The sequence below is a fragment of the Curtobacterium sp. APC 4022 genome, assembly GCF_030407555.1.
Taxonomy (GTDB): domain Bacteria; phylum Actinomycetota; class Actinomycetes; order Actinomycetales; family Microbacteriaceae; genus Curtobacterium.
The window spans coordinates 1-15,662 of record NZ_JASDDD010000070.1; the positions used below are offsets into that span (position 1 = coordinate 1).

A 15,662-nucleotide genomic window follows, 5' to 3' on the forward strand; every position below is an offset into this window, starting at 1 on the left:
CGAGGAAGCACCCGCAGCGGCTCCGGCCGTCGACGGTGCCCCGACCCCGGCCGCCCCGAAGTCCGTCGCGCAGCGTCAGGCCGAGGCAGAGGCCGCCCGCAAGGCCGCGGCCGAGCAGAAGGCCGCTGAGCAGGCAGCTGCACAGCAGCCCGACGGCGACCAGACGGACTCCGGTCCGAGCGACGCCGTCAAGCCCGGTGGCAGCAAGCCGTCCGGTTCCGGTTCGGCCCCGAAGCCCGGTGGCCCGAAGCCCGGTGCCCGTCCCGGCAACAACCCGTACGCGTCGAGCCAGGGCATGGGCGCACGTCCGCCGCGCCCGGGCAACAACCCGTTCGCCTCCAACCAGGGCATGGGCCAGCGCCCGGCCGCCGGTGCCGGCAACGGCATCCCGCGTCCCCAGCCGCCGCGTCCCGGTGCGCCCCGCCCGGGTGCTCCGCGTCCCGGTGGTCCCGGTCAGAACAACCGCCCCAACGGCTTCGGGCAGCGCCCGGGCCAGGGTGGCGGCGGTCGTGGTGGCCCCGGTGGCGGCTTCAACCGTCCCGGTGGTGCCGGTGCCGGCGCAGGTGGCGGCTTCGCCCGTCCCGCGTTCACCGGTCCGCGCCCCGCAGGTGGTGGCGGCCGTGGCCGTGGCCCCGGTGGTGGCACCGCTGGTGCGTTCGGTCGCGGTGGCGGCAAGAGCCGTGCCCGCAAGTCGAAGCGGACGAAGCGCGCCGAGTACGAGATGCGGCAGGCGCCGTCGCTCGGCGGTGTGCAGGTCCCTCGTGGCGACGGCAACACGGTCATCCGTCTCCGTCGCGGTGCGAGCATCTCGGACTTCGCGGACAAGATCGACGCGAGCCCCGGCAACCTGGTGACGGTGCTGTTCCACCTCGGTGAGATGGCGACCGCGACCGAGTCCCTGGACGAGGCGACCTTCGAGGTCCTCGGCGAGGAACTGGGCTACAAGATCCAGGTCGTCTCGCCCGAGGACGAGGACAAGGAGCTCCTCGAGGGCTTCGACATCGACATCGACGCCGAGTACGCCGACGAGGACGACTCCGTCCTGCAGCAGCGTCCCCCGGTCGTCACCGTCATGGGTCACGTCGACCACGGTAAGACCCGACTGCTCGACGCGATCCGCAACTCCAAGGTCGTCGAGGGCGAAGCCGGCGGCATCACGCAGCACATCGGTGCGTACCAGATCGTCACCGAGCACGAGGGCATCGAGCGCCCGATCACCTTCATCGACACCCCGGGTCACGAGGCCTTCACGGCCATGCGTGCTCGTGGTGCCCAGGTGACGGACATCGCGATCCTCGTGGTCGCGGCGGACGACGGCATCATGCCGCAGACGATCGAGGCGCTGAACCACGCCCAGTCGGCCGGTGTGCCGATCGTGGTCGCGGTGAACAAGATCGACAAGGACGGGGCGAACCCGGCCAAGGTCCGTCAGCAGCTCACCGAGTACAACCTGGTGGCCGAGGAGTACGGCGGCGACGTCATGTTCGTCGACGTCTCCGCTCGTCAGAACATCGGCATCCAGGACCTCCTGGACGCCGTGATCCTGACCGCGGACGCCGGTCTCGACCTGCGTGCGAACCCCGACAAGGACGCCCGAGGCGTCGCGATCGAAGCACGGCTCGACAAGGGCCGTGGTGCAGTCGCCACCGTCCTCATCCAGTCCGGCACGCTGCACGTCGGTGACGCGATCGTCGCCGGCACGGCGTACGGCCGTGTCCGTGCGATGGCGGACGAGAACGGCACCGCGGTCGACGCCGCAACGCCGGCCCGTCCGGTCCAGGTGCAGGGTCTGTCGTCGGTGCCCCGCGCCGGTGACACGTTCCTCGTCACCGAGGACGACCGCACCGCCCGTCAGATCGCCGAGAAGCGTGAAGCCGCGCAGCGCAATGCCCAGCTGGCCAAGGCCCGCAAGCGCATCTCGCTCGAGGACTTCACCCGTGCGCTCGAAGAGGGCAAGGTCGACTCGCTCAACCTCATCATCAAGGGTGACGTCTCCGGTGCCGTCGAGGCACTCGAGCAGTCGCTCCTGGACATCGAGGTGGACGACAGCGTCCAGCTGCGCATCCTGCACCGCGGTGTGGGTGCGATCACGGAGTCGGACATCGACCTCGCCACGATCGACAACGCGATCGTCGTCGGCTTCAACGTCCGTCCGGACGTCAAGGCCCGCGAACGCGCTGCCCGTGAAGGCATCGACGTCCGCTTCTACTCGGTCATCTACAACGCACTCGAGGACATCGAGAACTCGCTCAAGGGCATGCTCAAGCCCGAGTACGAAGAGGTCCAGTCGGGTGTCGCGGAGATCCGCGAGGTGTTCCGTTCCTCCAAGTTCGGCAACATCGCCGGTGTCATCGTCCGGTCCGGCACGATCACGCGCAACGCCAAGGCGCGCGTCATCCGTGATGGCGTGGTCGTGGCCGACGGACTGGCGATCGAGTCGCTCCGTCGCTTCAAGGACGACGTCACCGATGTCCGCACGGACTACGAGGCCGGTATCGGTCTCGGCAAGTTCAACGACATCCAGCCCGGCGACGAGATCGAGACGACCGAGCTCGTCGAGAAGCCGCGCGACTGATCGCACTGAGTACCCTGGGCCCCGCCTCCTCCGTCCGGAGGAGGCGGGGCCTCACCCCGTTCCGCAAGGAGGAACCCATGGCTGACCCGCAGCGCGCACGCAAGATGGCCGACCGCATCAAGGAAGTCGTCGCCCGTCGGCTCGACAAGGGCCTGCGCGACCCGCGCCTCGGCTTCGTGACGATCACCGACGTCCGGGTGACCGGGGACCTGCAGCACGCGTCGATCTTCTACACCGTGTACGGCTCGGACGAGGAGCGCGCCGACTCCGCGGCGGCGCTCAAGGCCGCGACCGGCATGCTCCGCACCGAGGTCGGCAAGAACATCACGGCACGGCTCACCCCGTCGCTCGAGTTCATCGCCGACGCCCTGCCGGACACGTCGGCGCACCTCGAGGACCTGCTCGCGCAGGCCCAGATGCGCGACCTGCAGGTCAAGCAGGTCGCCGTCGGCGCCACCTACGCCGGCGACGCCGACCCGTACAAGCACGACGATGACGACGAGGACGATGCAGCAGACGAGGACGGCCCCGCGTCGTCCTCCGACGCGCCGCGCGCCTGACACCCGTCGAGACACACGAGAGCGCCCGTCACCACCCGGTGGCGGGCGCTCTCATGTGCGCGGCGACACCTGCTCGGACGAGATGGCACCCGGCCGGGCTCAGCCGCGCGGCAGCCGGTACCCCTCGACGTCGTCCCCCTCGGCGAGCCCGTCCCGCAGCAGCGACGCGAGTGCGCGGTCCCGCTGTGCCGCGTCCGGCCACACCATCGCGATCTCGTCCCGGGTCACCGGGACGTCGCTCGCCCGCAGTTCCACCATGATCATCCCGCGCACCTGCCGGTCGCTGCCGGCGAACCGCGACTGCTTCGGTGCGCGTGGGCCGTCGTGCTCCGGGTACCCGGCAGCACGCCAGGCGCAGCGGTCCGCGATCGGGCAGGCGTCGCAGGCGGGGGAGCGGGCGACACACACCAGGGCACCGAGCTCCATCACGGCTGCGTTGGTGGCGGCCGCGTCGTCACGGTCGTCCGGCAGCGTCGCGTCCATCAGCGGCAGGTCCTGCTTCGGCTTCGCGGGCCCGGGTTCGCCCTGCCCGAGCACCGCCCGCGCCAGGACCCGGCGGACGTTGACGTCGACGACGGGGTGCCGGTCGCCGTACGCGAATACCGCGACGGCCCGTGCCGTGTAGTCGCCGATGCCGGGGAGTGCCAGGAGCGCATCGACGTCCCGGGGCACGACGTTGTCGTGCTGTTCGGCGATGACGGTCGCGGCTGCGTGCAGGGCCAGGGCGCGTCTCGGGTAGCCGAGCCGGTCCCAGGCACGCACCGCGTCCGCCGGGGGTGACGCCGCGAGGTCCGCGGGCGTCGGCCACCGGGTGAGCCACGCCTCCAGTCGGGGGACGACCCGCGCCACCTGCGTCTGCTGGAGCATGATCTCGCTGACCAGCGTGCCCCAGGCGGGGAAGCCGGGCCGTCGCCAGGGCAGGTCGCGGGCCTCCTGGCGGTACCAGGCCAGCAAGGGGGACGAGATCGCCGCCGCCCTGTGGATGGTCGCGTCGTCCACAGACGGACTGGAGGCTCTGCCCACGTTCACCACGACAGCCTACGGTGGTGGACATGGCACGCTGGGCACCGCAGGAGATCGACACCATGGCCGCGATCGCGAGCGAGGTGGTGGCACAGGTCGGCACGAACCGCACCGTGATCGCCGTCGACGGTCAGGACGGCACCGACCTCGAGCACGTCGCGGCGGCACTCGTCGCCGGGTTCGAGCAGCACGGGGTCCAGGCGATGGCCGCGGCAGCACCGTCCGCGGACGTCGATGCCCTGCGCAGCGAGCTGGTGACCCCGTTCCGGACGACCGGCGCGGGCGAGGGCGTACTCGTCGTGCACGGGCAGGGGCTCCTCGCCCCGAGCACCCGCACGCTCTGGCGCTGGTCGCTGTGGGTGGAGCAGGAGTCCGGCCGGCTCGGACGACGGGCCGACGTCAAGATCGCCGCGTCCGCCGTGCTCGACGTCACCGACCCGGAACACCCCCGGCGCGAGTGGAACGACGCCTGCTGACTGGCGCTCGACGTCCGTCCCGCTGCTAGTCTCGTCCGGTGCTCGTGACCCCGCCCGACGGCATCCTCCTCGTCGACAAGCCGCAGGGCATCTCGAGCCACCGCGTGGTCTCGATCGCCCGGCGCCGTCTGGACCTCAAGAAGATCGGCCACGCCGGCACGCTCGACCCGATGGCGACCGGCCTGCTCATCCTCGGTGTCGGCCCCTCGACCCGGCTCCTGACGCACCTCGTCGGCCTCGGCAAGACCTACACGGCCACCATCCGCCTCGGTGTCGGCACGGACTCGGACGACGCGGACGGTGACCCCGTCGCGGCGCTCGGAGCCCCGTCGGACTCCGTCAGCGACGCGGCGATCGAGTCGGCCGTCGCGACGCTCCGCGGTCCGATCGACCAGGTGCCCTCCACGGTCAGCGCCATCAAGGTCGACGGCCGTCGTGCCTACGACCTCGCCCGGAAGGGTGAAGAGGTCACCCTCAAGGCCCGTCGTGTCACCGTCGACCGGTTCGAGGTGCAGGGCCGCGTCGACCGGGTCGTCTCGGTGCACGGCGCGGACGTGCCCGTGATCGACCTCGACGTCGTCGTCTCCTGCTCGTCCGGCACCTACGTCCGAGCGCTGGCACGCGACGTCGGCGCGGCCCTCGGTACCGGCGCCCACCTCACTGCACTCCGACGCACCGTCGTCGGCCCGTTCTCGGTGGAGGACGCCGTCGACCTCGAGGACGACGCCGTCGACGTCCGGGCAGCGCTCGCGCGTCCCACCGACGTGGCACGTCGGCTCTTCCCGGTCGTGCAGCTCGACGGACCGCAGGCCAAGGACCTCGGGGACGGCAAACGCATCACCGCCGACCACCCCGACACCGACGGCCCGGTCGCTGCGATCGCCACCGGCGCCGACCGACTCGTCGGCCTGGTCGCCGTCCGCCGCGGACAGCTCCGGGTCATCACGAACTTCCCGACCGCGACAGGAGCGACGCCGTGATCGAGTGGTTCATGTGGGTGCAGTTCGGCATCGCCTGCGTGATCGGACTGGCCGCCGTCGTCCTCGGCCTCGTCGGTCGGAAGCCCGACGACTACACCGTCGGGGCGCTCGCGCTCGTCGAGCTGCTGCTCCTGGCGCAGCTGGTGGTCTCGCTCGTCGCCCCGGCGGTCGGCAACCCACCGCAGGGCAACGTGCTCGAGTTCTGGGTCTACGCGGTGTCGGTGGTGCTGGTCCCGCCGGCGACCATCATCTGGGCACTGGTCGACCGCACCCGCTGGAGCACGGTCGTGCTCGGTGCCGGGGCGTTCACCGCCGCGGTGATGGTCTACCGGATGTACCAGATCTGGTTCGCGCTCAACTGACGGTCCCGTCCGGTCCCGGTCCCGGTCCCGGTCCCGGTCCAGTCGCGGCCCTGGCACGTCCGCTGTGGGCGTCCGGCGCGGTCGTCCGCCGCCCGCGCCCCGTGCCCGGGACCCTGCGACGATCGGTAGGATCGGTGCAATGGTGATCAAGTCCTCCGCAGGTACCGACCGGCCGGCTCGGAGTCGTCGGACGTCGTCCCTGGCCAGCGGTGTCGGACGGGTCCTGATCGCGGTCTACGGCATCCTCGCCCTGGCCGCCACCGGGCGCAGCATCGTCCAGATCGCCGAGAAGTTCTCGTTCGCACCGTTCGCGTACACCCTGAGCGCGATCGCCGCCGTCGTGTACATCGTCGCCATGGTCGCCCTCATCGCACCCGGGCGGTTCTGGTACCGGGTCGCCTGCGTGACGATCGTCTTCGAGATGACGGGCGTGCTCGTGATCGGGACGCTCTCGCTGCTCGACCGGCAGCTGTTCCCCGACGACACGATCTGGTCCTACTACGGCCTGGGCTACGCCTTCGCCCCGCTCGTGCTCCCGATCGCCGGACTGTGGTGGCTCCGCAAGCACCACCGCACCGCAGCGTCCGGAGCCCCGGCAGCGTGACGACGGAGGGCTCGCACATGCACTTCTACGACGACGTCGCCGACGTCCCCGACGACTTCGGGCCGAGCGCGGTCACGATCGGCAAGTTCGACGGTGTCCACGTCGGGCACCGAGCCGTCATCGCCCACCTTGAGGACGCCGCACGGGCGCGTGGGCTCGTCTCGACGGTCGTCACGTTCGACCAGCACCCGCTGAACGTCATCGACCCCGGACGGGTGCCGCCGGCGCTGACGAGCACGGCACAGCGCCGGGAGCTCCTCGACGCGGTCGGTGTGGACACCACCCTGCTGCTCCGGTTCGACTCCGCGCTGCAGGCGAAGCCGGCCGAGGCGTTCGTGTCCGAGATCCTCGTCGACGCCCTGCACGCAGAGCTCGTCTTCGTCGGCAGCGACTTCCGGTTCGGGGCCCGCGGTTCCGGTGACGTCACCCTGCTCCGGCAGCTCGGGGAACGGCACGGTTTCCAGGTCGAGCTCATCGACGACGTGGAACTGGTCGACGACGTCCGACCCGCGGGGGAGCGACGTGTGTCCTCCACGTGGATCCGAGAGCTCCTGTCCGTCGGACGGGTGGCCGAAGCCGCTCGTCTGCTGGGCCGTGAGCACGCCGTGCGGAGCGTCGTGGTGCACGGCAACCAGCGCGGCCGGGCGATGGGGTACCCGACGGCGAACCTCGCGCCGGCGTGCGAGGGCTTCGTCCCGGCCGACGGCGTCTACGCGGCCCGGGTGCTGCACGACGGCGTGACCTACCCGGCCGCGGTCTCGGTCGGCAACAACCCGACCTTCGAGGGCGTCCCCGCGAAGCAGATCGAGGCGCACCTGCTCGACGTCGACATCGACCTGTACGACGAGACGATCTCGGTGCTGTTCGTGGCCTACGTCCGGGGCATGGTGGCCTTCGGCGGGATGGACGAACTCGCGGCGCAGATGCGGCAGGACGACCTGGACATCCGGCTGCTCCTCGGCATGCCCGTCACGACCTGACGTCCGACGACCGGAACGCACACACACGAACGCCCCGCGACCTGATCAGTCGCGGGGTGTTCGTGTGTGGTGCCGTGGATCAGCCGCCGAGGGCGTCGAGCCAGATCTTGCGGGCGTCGAGCGCTTCCTGCGCGTCCTTGATCTTACGGGCGTCACCGGTCGCCTGCGCGTCGGCGAGCTCGGACTGCAGCTTGGCGATCGCGTCCTCGAGCTGGCTGGCCAGACCCGTCTGACGGGCCTTGCGCTCCGGGTCGGACTGCTTCCAGTGGGTGTCCTCGAGGCTGCGCACGTGGTCCTCGACGGCACGGATGCGGTCCTCGACGCGACGGACGTCGGCGCGGGGGACCCGGCCGATCTCGTCCCAGCGGCGCTGGACGTCGGTGAGGGCCTTGCGCGCGGCGACCCGGTCCTGGATCTGCAGGATCGGCTCGGCCTCGGTCAGCAGCGCGAGCTTCGCCTCGAGGTTGCCCGAGTACTCCTCGTTCTCGGCCGTGTTCTCGGCGTGGCGCTGCTCGAAGAGGACGTCACCGGCGGCCTTGAAGCGTGCCCAGAGCGCGTCGTCGTGGCGCTTGCCTGCCCGACCGGCGTTCTTCCAGTCGTCCAGCAGCTCTCGGTAGGCCGGGATGGCGTCGGACCCGCGGGGAGCGAGCGCCTCGGCCTGCTGCACGAGTTCCTGCTTGCGGGCACGGGCGTCACGGTGCTGCGAGTCGAGCTCGGAGTAGAACGCGCGGCGGTGCTGGTCGACCGTCGAGCGGGCGGTGCGGAACCGCTTCCAGAGGTCGTTCGCGTCGTTCTTCGGGATGCGCGGGCCGTCGTGCTGGTGCTGCTGCCAGCGGGCGAACACGTCGTCGAGCTGCGCGGTCACCTGCTTCCACTGCGCGCGGGCGGGGTCGACCGCGGCGAGTGCCTCGGCCTCTTCCACCAGGGCGGTGCGGTAGGCGAGCGCCTCGGTCAGGGCAGCCTGCGCCTGCGCGGCCTGCTCCTTCGTGAGCGAGCCCACCTGGTCGGTGAGGGCGCCGATGCGGTCCTCGAGCGACTTGACGTCGCCGACGACACGGGCTTCGGCGACCAGGCTGCGCAGGTGCTCGACGGTCCGGGCGACGTCGTTCGCGGACGCGCCGCCCTTGACGCGCTGCTCCGCGATCTTCACCTGGCCTTCGAGGTCGGCGTACTTGCGGGCGAAGTAGGCCAGCGCCTCTTCAGCGGAGGCGTCGGGGTACTCGCCCACGACCCGCTCGGAGTCCTCGTACCGGACGTAGACCGTCCCGTTCTCGTCTACCCGGCCCCAGGTCGTTGCTTCGTCAGATGCCACAGGTCTCGCCTCGATCGTGGTCGTGCATCACCGACGTCACCGTCGGCACGGTCAGGTCGTCAGCCTATTGCACCGCCGCGCCGTGCGACGGGCGTGTGCGTTTTCGCTGTGGACTACTTCTGCTGCGCGATGGTCGCGCCGGTGATCTCGGTGGCCACCTTCGGCTCGCCGGAGCCGTCGGAGCCGGCGTCGGCGATGCCCTTCGACGTCACCTTCGACACCAGTTTCGACAGCCCGCTGGTCACCTTGCCGACGACGGTGTAGCCGCCGGTGGACGGGTCGAGCGTGGTGTCGTCGGTGACGATGAAGAACTGCGTCGTCTGTGACGACGGGGTCGCGCCGCGGGCGATGGCGATCGTGCCCTTCGCGTAGGTGCCGTCGCTCGGCACGTTCTCGAGCGGGCCGTACTGGAAGCCGGCGTCACCCGTGCCGTCGCCGTTCGCCGAGCCGCACTGCAGGAAGTGGAAGCCGGTGCTGTCGGCCAGGCGGTGGCACTTCGTGCCCTCGTAGAACTGCTTGCGGATCAGGTCGATCTCGACGCTGGTGGCCTGCGGGGCCTTCGCGCCGTCGAGCTCGATGCCCAGTCGGATGTCCTTGTTCAACGTCAGTGTGCCGGTCCAGGTCGCGCCCTTCGCGATGCCCTTGCTCGGCACGTCCCCGGTGTTGCCGGCGGTCGCGCTGGCCGACGGTGTGGGGGCGGCGGTCGAGGTCGCGCTGGCCGACGCACTGTCGGCGCCCTGCGTCGAGGCGTGCACGAGCTGCGAGCCGGTGGCGAGTGCGGCGACGAGCACCAGCGCCCCGGCACCGATGACGTTGTCCCGGACCCGACGTCGACGCTGACGCTCGTGGAGGCCCTGCCTGGCCTGGTAGAGACGGAGTCGCTCGCGGGCTTCACGGCTCTGGTTCTTCGGTGCCACGGTGCTCTTCTGACCTCTCGTCGCGGTGTCCGACGAGCGTACCGGTTCACCCACCGCGGGCCCGGCGGTGCCGGCCCGGACGCCGGAGAAGTCGGTGTCGGCCCGTACGATCGAGGCATGGCAACTGACCGGTCTGGGATGAACGCGCCCACGACGGGCGGCCGGACCGGCCTGTCGCAGGGGTCCGTGCCCCTCGCCGTGCGGATGCGTCCCACCAGCCTCGAAGAGGTCGCCGGTCAGCAGCACCTGCTCGGCCGGGGATCGCCGCTGGTCCAGCTGGCGACCGGTTCGCGCGAGAGCCCCGGCGGCGTCTCGGTGATCCTCTGGGGGCCGCCCGGCACCGGCAAGACCACCCTGGCGCAGGCGATCGCCCGGCAGTCCGGCCGTGAGTTCGTCGAGCTGTCCGCGGTCACCGCCGGCGTCAAGGACGTGCGCGAGGTCATGGAGAAGGCCCTGACGCACCGGGACCTCTACGGCGCGACGACGGTCCTGTTCCTCGACGAGATCCACCGCTTCAGCAAGGCGCAGCAGGACGCCCTCTTGCCCGGGGTCGAGAACGGCTGGGTGATCCTCATCGCGGCGACCACCGAGAACCCGTCCTTCTCGGTCATCTCGCCGTTGCTCTCGCGCTCCCTGCTGCTCACGCTCAAGCCCCTGACGGACGCCGACCTCGGCATGCTCGTCGACCGCGCGGTCGAGGACGCCCGGGGCCTCCGGGGGTCGGTCGTGCTCGGCGACGAAGCACGGGCCGCGATCATCCGCCTGGCGTCCGGGGACGCCCGACGTGCGTTGACGGCGCTGGAGGCCGCGGCCGCGTCCGCCGTGGCGGCGCAGGACGACGACGAGCGCGAGTCCGGTACGGTCCCGGTCGTCGACGCCGACACCGTCGCCGCCGCAGTCGACCGGGCGCTGCTCCGCTACGACCGGCAGGGCGACGAGCACTACGACGTCATCAGCGCGTTCATCAAGTCGGTCCGGGGGAGCGACGTCGACGCGGCGCTGCACTACCTGGCGCGGATGATCGAGGCCGGCGAGGACCCCCGGTTCATCGCCCGGCGGATCATCATCTCGGCGTCCGAGGACATCGGCATGGCGGACCCGCAGGCGCTGCCGATCGCCGTCGCCGCCGCGCAGGCCGTCCAGCTCATCGGCATGCCCGAGGGTCGGATCCCGCTCGCCGAGGCCGTGGTCTACCTGGCGACCGCGCCGAAGTCGAACGCGGCGTACAACGGCGTGAACCAGGCCGTGGCCGACGTCAAGGCCGGGCGGATGGGGGTCGTGCCGAACCACCTCCGGGACGCGCACTACGCCGGGGCGAAACGGCTCGGGCACGGCAAGGGGTACGTCTACTCGCACGACGCCGAACACGGGGTCGCGACCCAGCAGTACCTGCCCGACGCCCTGGACGGCACCGAGTACTACACGCCGACCGCCAACGGCTTCGAGCGCGAGATCGGGCCGCGGCTCGACCGACTGCGCGGGATCATCCGCGGCGACTGACCGGGCCCGCGACGCGCGGTCGGTCTGGTCCCCACGGCGGGACCGGATGCTGCTATCGTTGACGGGCCTACGTCCTGGTCCTCGCGTGCGGCTGCGTCGAGGACACAGTGTCGGACTCGTCCTGAACGGACCTGACCGTCACGGGGGCAGAGGTTCGGGCTGTAGCCGCCCGATCCCACAGGCTCATCCCTCTGGATCCCGTCACGGGTTCCGTCGGTGCGTGCGCGCTCCGAGACCCGTGACAACTTCAGTTCAGTACAGAGAAAAGGACCCTGTGTCTACCAAGTCACGCACCCGCAGCAAGACCCGCCTGTCTCGCGCGCTCGGCATCCCGCTGACGCCGAAGGCGGCCCGTTACCTCGAGAAGCGCCCCTACGGGCCCGGTGAGCACGGCCGTACGCGCCGTCGTCAGGACAGCGACTACGCCGTCCGTCTCCGTGAGAAGCAGCGTCTGCGCGCCCAGTACGGCATCCGCGAGAAGCAGCTCCGCATCGTCTTCGAAGAGTCCCGCAAGGCCGCCGGTCTGACCGGTGAGAACCTCGTCGAGACCCTCGAGACGCGTCTGGACGCCCTCGTGCTCCGTGCCGGCTTCGCCCGCACCACCTCGCAGGCCCGCCAGCTGATCGTGCACCGTCACATCCTGGTCGACGGCAAGCTCGTCGACCGCCCCTCCTTCCGCGTCAAGGAGGGCCAGCTGATCCACGTCAAGCAGCGCTCCGAGTCGCTCGAGCCCTTCCAGGTCGCCGCTGCCGGTGGCCACCAGGAAGTCCTCCCGAAGGTCCCGGGCTACCTCGAGGTCGAGATCGACAAGCTCCAGGCCCGCCTGGTGCGTCGTCCGAAGCGCGCCGAGGTCCCCGTGACCTGTGAAGTGCAGCTCGTCGTCGAGTACTACGCAGCACGCTGATCCCAGCACCTGTGTGAACGGCGGGTCGTCCTCCTCGGAGGGCGGCCCGCCGTTCTGCGTCCCCGCGATACGCTTGTCCGACGTGCGCTCCGGCGCACGCGAGAGGGAGGCATCGTGAAGCAGCTGTTCTTCGTCGCCGTCGGCGTGGTCATCGGGTTCGTCGCGGCACAGCGCGTCAGCCGGACGCCGTCCGCCGCACACCTCCTCGCCCAGGTCGACGCCCGGGCGAAGGCCTTCACGGGCGCCGTGGCCGAGGGGTACCGCTCGCGTGAAGCCGAGCTGCGCCCGAACGGCCACACGCCCACCTGACCCACCCCGAGCCTCCCGTCCCCGCCACACGCCCTACAGGAAGCACCATGCAGACCGCAGAGATCCGCCGTCGTTGGCTCCAGTTCTTCGGTGACCGCGGCCACACCGTCGTCCCGTCCGCGTCGCTCGTCTCGGACGACCCGTCGCTGCTGTTCACGGTGGCCGGCATGGTGCCGTTCATCCCGTACCTGACCGGGCTCATCCCGGCGCCGTACCCGCGCGCGACGAGCGTCCAGAAGTGCATCCGCACCAACGACATCGAAGAGGTCGGCAAGACCCCGCGGCACGGCACGTTCTTCCAGATGAACGGCAACTTCTCGTTCGGGGACTACTTCAAGGAGCAGGCGATCCAGTACGCCTGGGAGTTCCTGACGAACCCGGAGTCCGACGGTGGGCTCGGGTTCTCGGCCGACGACCTGTGGGTCACCGTCTACGAAGAGGACGACGAGGCGATCGAGTTCTGGAAGCGGCACTCGACGCTGCCGGACGACCGGATCCAGCGCCTCGGCAAGGACACCAACTACTGGTCGACCGGGCAGCCCGGTCCGGCCGGCCCCTGCTCGGAGATCTTCTTCGACCGCGGCCCGGAGTACGGCATCGACGGTGGCCCGGCCACCGACGACGACCGCTACGTCGAGATCTGGAACCTGGTCTTCATGCAGTACCAGATCGCCGACGTGCGGTCGAAGTACGACTTCGAGATCACCGGCGAGCTGCCGAACAAGAACATCGACACCGGCATGGGGCTCGAGCGCGTCGCCTTCATCAAGCAGGGCGTCGACAACATGTACGAGATCGACCAGGTGCGCCCGGTCCTCGACGAGGCCGCCGCGGTGTCCGGCCGACGCTACGGCGCCGACCACGAGGACGACGTCCGGATGCGGGTCATCGCCGACCACGTCCGCTCGGCGCTCATGCTCATCACCGACGGCGTCTCGCCGTCGAACGAGGGCCGCGGCTACATCCTCCGCCGGCTGCTCCGCCGCACGGTGCGCGCGATGCGGCTGCTCGGGGTCGAGGGCGCGACCTTCCCCCGGCTGTTCCCGGCGTCGCGTGACGCCATGCAGGCCGCCTACCCCGAGGTCGGTGAGCAGTACGACCGGATCGCCCGCATCGCCTACGCCGAAGAGGAGACCTTCCTCCGCACGCTCGCGCAGGGCACGACGATCCTGGACGTCGCCGTCGACCGCGCCAAGCAGGACGGACGACCGTCGATCGGCGGGGACACCGCGTTCCTGCTGCACGACACCTTCGGGTTCCCGATCGACCTGACGATGGAGATGGCGGAAGAGGCCGGCGTGCACGTCGACCGTTCCGCGTTCGAGACCCTCATGTCGGAGCAGCGCTCGCGCGCCAAGGCCGACGCCAAGAGCAAGAAGACCGCCCTCGCCGACCTCAGCGTCTACAGCGCGTTCCGTGCCGCGGGGGAGACCGTCTTCCTCGGCTACGACAGGCTGCAGGCCGAGAGCCGGATCCTCGGTCTCATCGTCGACGGCCGGAGCGTGGACCGCGCGGTCGCGGGCGACATCGCCGAGGTCATCCTCAGCGAGACGTCGCTGTACGCCGAGTCCGGTGGCCAGGACGCCGACCAGGGCTCGATCGTCGGCAACGGCTTCGACCTCGAGGTGCTCGACGTGCAGCGCCCGGTCTCCGGCCTCTGGAGCCACACCGTCCAGGTCCGTTCGGGCGAGGTCGGCGTCGGTGACCCGGCTACCACCCTGGTGGACGCCGAGTACCGCCGCGGTGCGACCCAGGCTCACTCGGCCACGCACCTGGTGAACGCGGCGCTCCGTGACGTCCTCGGCCCGGAGGCACTGCAGGCCGGCTCGTACAACAAGGCCGGCTACATGCGCCTGGACTTCTCCTGGAGCCAGCCGGTGTCGCTCGAGACCCGCACCGAGATCGAGGAGGTCGTGAACACCGCGATCCGCTCCGACCTCGAGGTCTCGACCCGCATCCTGCCGATCGACGACGCCAAGGCGCTCGGTGCCCAGGCGCTGTTCGGCGAGAAGTACGGCTCCGAGGTCCGCATGGTCGACATCGGCGGCCCGTGGTCCCGTGAGCTCTGCGGTGGCATCCACGTGGCCTCCAGCGCCCAGGTCGGCCTCGTCAACCTGGTGGGCGAGTCCAGCGTCGGGTCGACCAACCGACGCGTCGAGGCCCTCGTCGGGCTCGAGGGCTTCCGCGAGCTCGCGGTCGAGCGGACCATCGTGTCGCAGCTCTCGAGCGCGCTCAAGGCACCGCGTGACGACCTCCCGGGCCGTGTGCAGTCGCTGCTCGAGGACCTGAAGACGGCCCAGAAGCGGATCGCCGAGTTCGAGTCGGCGAACCTGCAGCAGCGCGTGCCGGCGATCGCCCGGACCGCCGAGCGTGTCGGTGCCGTCGCGCTGGTCGCCCAGGTCGTCGACGGGCTCTCCTCGGGCGACGACCTGCGCGCCCTCGCCACCGGCGTCCGTGGCCAGCTCGGCTCGGACGCGGCCGTGGTCGTGCTCGGTGCCGTCGTCGGCGGCAAGCCGGTCGTGATCGTCGCGACGAACGACGCAGCCCGCGCCGCCGGCGTCCAGGCGGGTCCGCTCGCCAAGGAGGCAGCCGGTGTCCTCGGCGGCGGTGGCGGTGGCAAGCCGGACCTCGCGCAGGGCGGTGGCACCGACACGTCGGCGCTGCCGGCGGCCCTCCGCGCCGTGTCCGACCGCATCGCGGCCTGACGGTGACGATCCGTTCCGGGCGCCGGCTCGGCATCGACGTCGGCCGTGCCCGGATCGGGGTCGCCGTGTGTGACCGAGACGGACTCCTCGCGACCCCGGTCGAGACCGTCCGTCGCGACGACTCCGCCGACGTCCGCCGGATCCTGGCGATCGCGGACGAGTACGACGTCCTCGAGGTCGTCGTCGGACTGCCGCTGTCGATGTCGGGCGGCGACACCGCGTCGACCACGGACGCGCGGGACTTCGCCGCCCGGATCGCGGCGCACCGTCCGGTCCGGCTCGTCGACGAACGGCTGTCGACGGTCACCGCGCAGCGCGGGCTGCACCAGGCGGGGAAGAACACCAAGAAGTCCCGGGCCGTGATCGACCAGGCCGCCGCTGTTATCATTCTGCAACATGCGCTCGACCACGAGCGCGCAGCCGGCGCCCCACCCGGGGCCGAACTCCCCTGACAG

The 15,662-nt window shown here is 70.9% G+C and carries 15 protein-coding genes; 12 read left to right on the forward strand and 3 right to left on the reverse strand.

Annotation, left to right across the window (positions count from 1 at the left end; genetic code table 11):
- Together infB and rbfA are read left to right on the forward strand one after the other, a co-directional pair.
- The coding region (infB, locus tag QL987_RS15590) for a translation initiation factor IF-2 (protein ID WP_290158532.1) at positions 1–2,575 on the forward strand (2,575 nt) is incomplete at its 5' end.
- A 77-nt stretch (positions 2,576–2,652) separates the two neighbouring features.
- Positions 2,653–3,135: a 30S ribosome-binding factor RbfA gene (rbfA, locus tag QL987_RS15595; RefSeq protein ID WP_290158534.1), complete on the forward strand. Its 483-nt coding sequence runs from the start codon at positions 2,653–2,655 to the stop codon at positions 3,133–3,135.
- 99 nt (positions 3,136–3,234) lie between these two features.
- Here the strand turns inward: rbfA and QL987_RS15600 are convergent, their stop codons facing one another.
- Positions 3,235–4,134 carry an A/G-specific adenine glycosylase gene (locus QL987_RS15600; protein ID WP_290158536.1) on the reverse strand — a complete coding sequence of 300 codons (900 nt, stop codon included), beginning with the start codon at positions 4,132–4,134 and terminating at the stop codon, positions 3,235–3,237.
- A 53-nt stretch (positions 4,135–4,187) separates the two neighbouring features.
- On the opposite strand from QL987_RS15600, the gene QL987_RS15605 reads away from it, so the two are divergent.
- The 5 genes from QL987_RS15605 to QL987_RS15625 all read left to right on the forward strand — a co-directional run bounded on the left by QL987_RS15605 (position 4,188) and on the right by QL987_RS15625 (position 7,560).
- Entirely contained in the window at positions 4,188–4,634 is a 447-nt protein-coding gene (locus QL987_RS15605; protein ID WP_221850307.1) for a hypothetical protein, read from the forward strand.
- Positions 4,635–4,672: 38 nt separating this feature from the next.
- Positions 4,673–5,614 carry a tRNA pseudouridine(55) synthase TruB gene (truB, locus tag QL987_RS15610; protein ID WP_290158538.1) on the forward strand — a complete coding sequence of 314 codons (942 nt, stop codon included), beginning with the start codon at positions 4,673–4,675 and terminating at the stop codon, positions 5,612–5,614.
- Complete coding sequence (locus tag QL987_RS15615; protein ID WP_221850305.1) at positions 5,611–5,976, forward strand: hypothetical protein; 366 nt, start codon at positions 5,611–5,613, stop codon at positions 5,974–5,976. The genes truB and QL987_RS15615 overlap by 4 nt, the downstream gene beginning before the upstream one ends.
- 139 nt (positions 5,977–6,115) lie before the next feature.
- On the forward strand, positions 6,116–6,580 hold the full coding sequence (locus tag QL987_RS15620) for a hypothetical protein (protein ID WP_221850304.1): 465 nt from the start codon (positions 6,116–6,118) through the stop codon (positions 6,578–6,580).
- A gap of 17 nt (positions 6,581–6,597) precedes the next feature.
- Entirely contained in the window at positions 6,598–7,560 is a 963-nt protein-coding gene (locus tag QL987_RS15625; RefSeq protein WP_221850303.1) for a bifunctional riboflavin kinase/FAD synthetase, read from the forward strand.
- A 79-nt stretch (positions 7,561–7,639) separates the two neighbouring features.
- On the opposite strand, the gene QL987_RS15630 is transcribed toward QL987_RS15625, so the two are convergent.
- A complete protein-coding gene (locus tag QL987_RS15630) occupies positions 7,640–8,872 on the reverse strand; it encodes a DUF349 domain-containing protein (protein WP_111073591.1) in 1,233 nt (410 codons plus the stop codon).
- Between the two features lie 113 nt (positions 8,873–8,985).
- Positions 8,986–9,789: a peptidylprolyl isomerase gene (locus tag QL987_RS15635; protein WP_290158540.1), complete on the reverse strand. Its 804-nt coding sequence runs from the start codon at positions 9,787–9,789 to the stop codon at positions 8,986–8,988.
- A gap of 138 nt (positions 9,790–9,927) precedes the next feature.
- On the opposite strand from QL987_RS15635, the gene QL987_RS15640 reads away from it, so the two are divergent.
- The 5 genes from QL987_RS15640 to ruvX all read left to right on the forward strand — a co-directional run bounded on the left by QL987_RS15640 (position 9,928) and on the right by ruvX (position 15,659).
- On the forward strand, positions 9,928–11,289 hold the full coding sequence (locus QL987_RS15640) for a replication-associated recombination protein A (protein WP_290158544.1): 1,362 nt from the start codon (positions 9,928–9,930) through the stop codon (positions 11,287–11,289).
- Positions 11,290–11,563: 274 nt separating this feature from the next.
- Positions 11,564–12,193: a 30S ribosomal protein S4 gene (gene rpsD, locus QL987_RS15645; protein ID WP_110902175.1), complete on the forward strand. Its 630-nt coding sequence runs from the start codon at positions 11,564–11,566 to the stop codon at positions 12,191–12,193.
- 114 nt (positions 12,194–12,307) lie between these two features.
- Positions 12,308–12,502 carry a hypothetical protein gene (locus QL987_RS15650; protein ID WP_221850300.1) on the forward strand — a complete coding sequence of 65 codons (195 nt, stop codon included), beginning with the start codon at positions 12,308–12,310 and terminating at the stop codon, positions 12,500–12,502.
- Positions 12,503–12,549: 47 nt separating this feature from the next.
- Positions 12,550–15,207, forward strand: a complete 2,658-nt coding sequence (alaS, locus tag QL987_RS15655; RefSeq protein ID WP_290158542.1) for an alanine--tRNA ligase — start codon at positions 12,550–12,552, stop codon at positions 15,205–15,207.
- Positions 15,208–15,215: 8 nt separating this feature from the next.
- Positions 15,216–15,659 carry a Holliday junction resolvase RuvX gene (gene ruvX, locus QL987_RS15660; RefSeq protein WP_181439134.1) on the forward strand — a complete coding sequence of 148 codons (444 nt, stop codon included), beginning with the start codon at positions 15,216–15,218 and terminating at the stop codon, positions 15,657–15,659.
- The last annotated feature ends 3 nt before the right edge of the window (positions 15,660–15,662 follow it).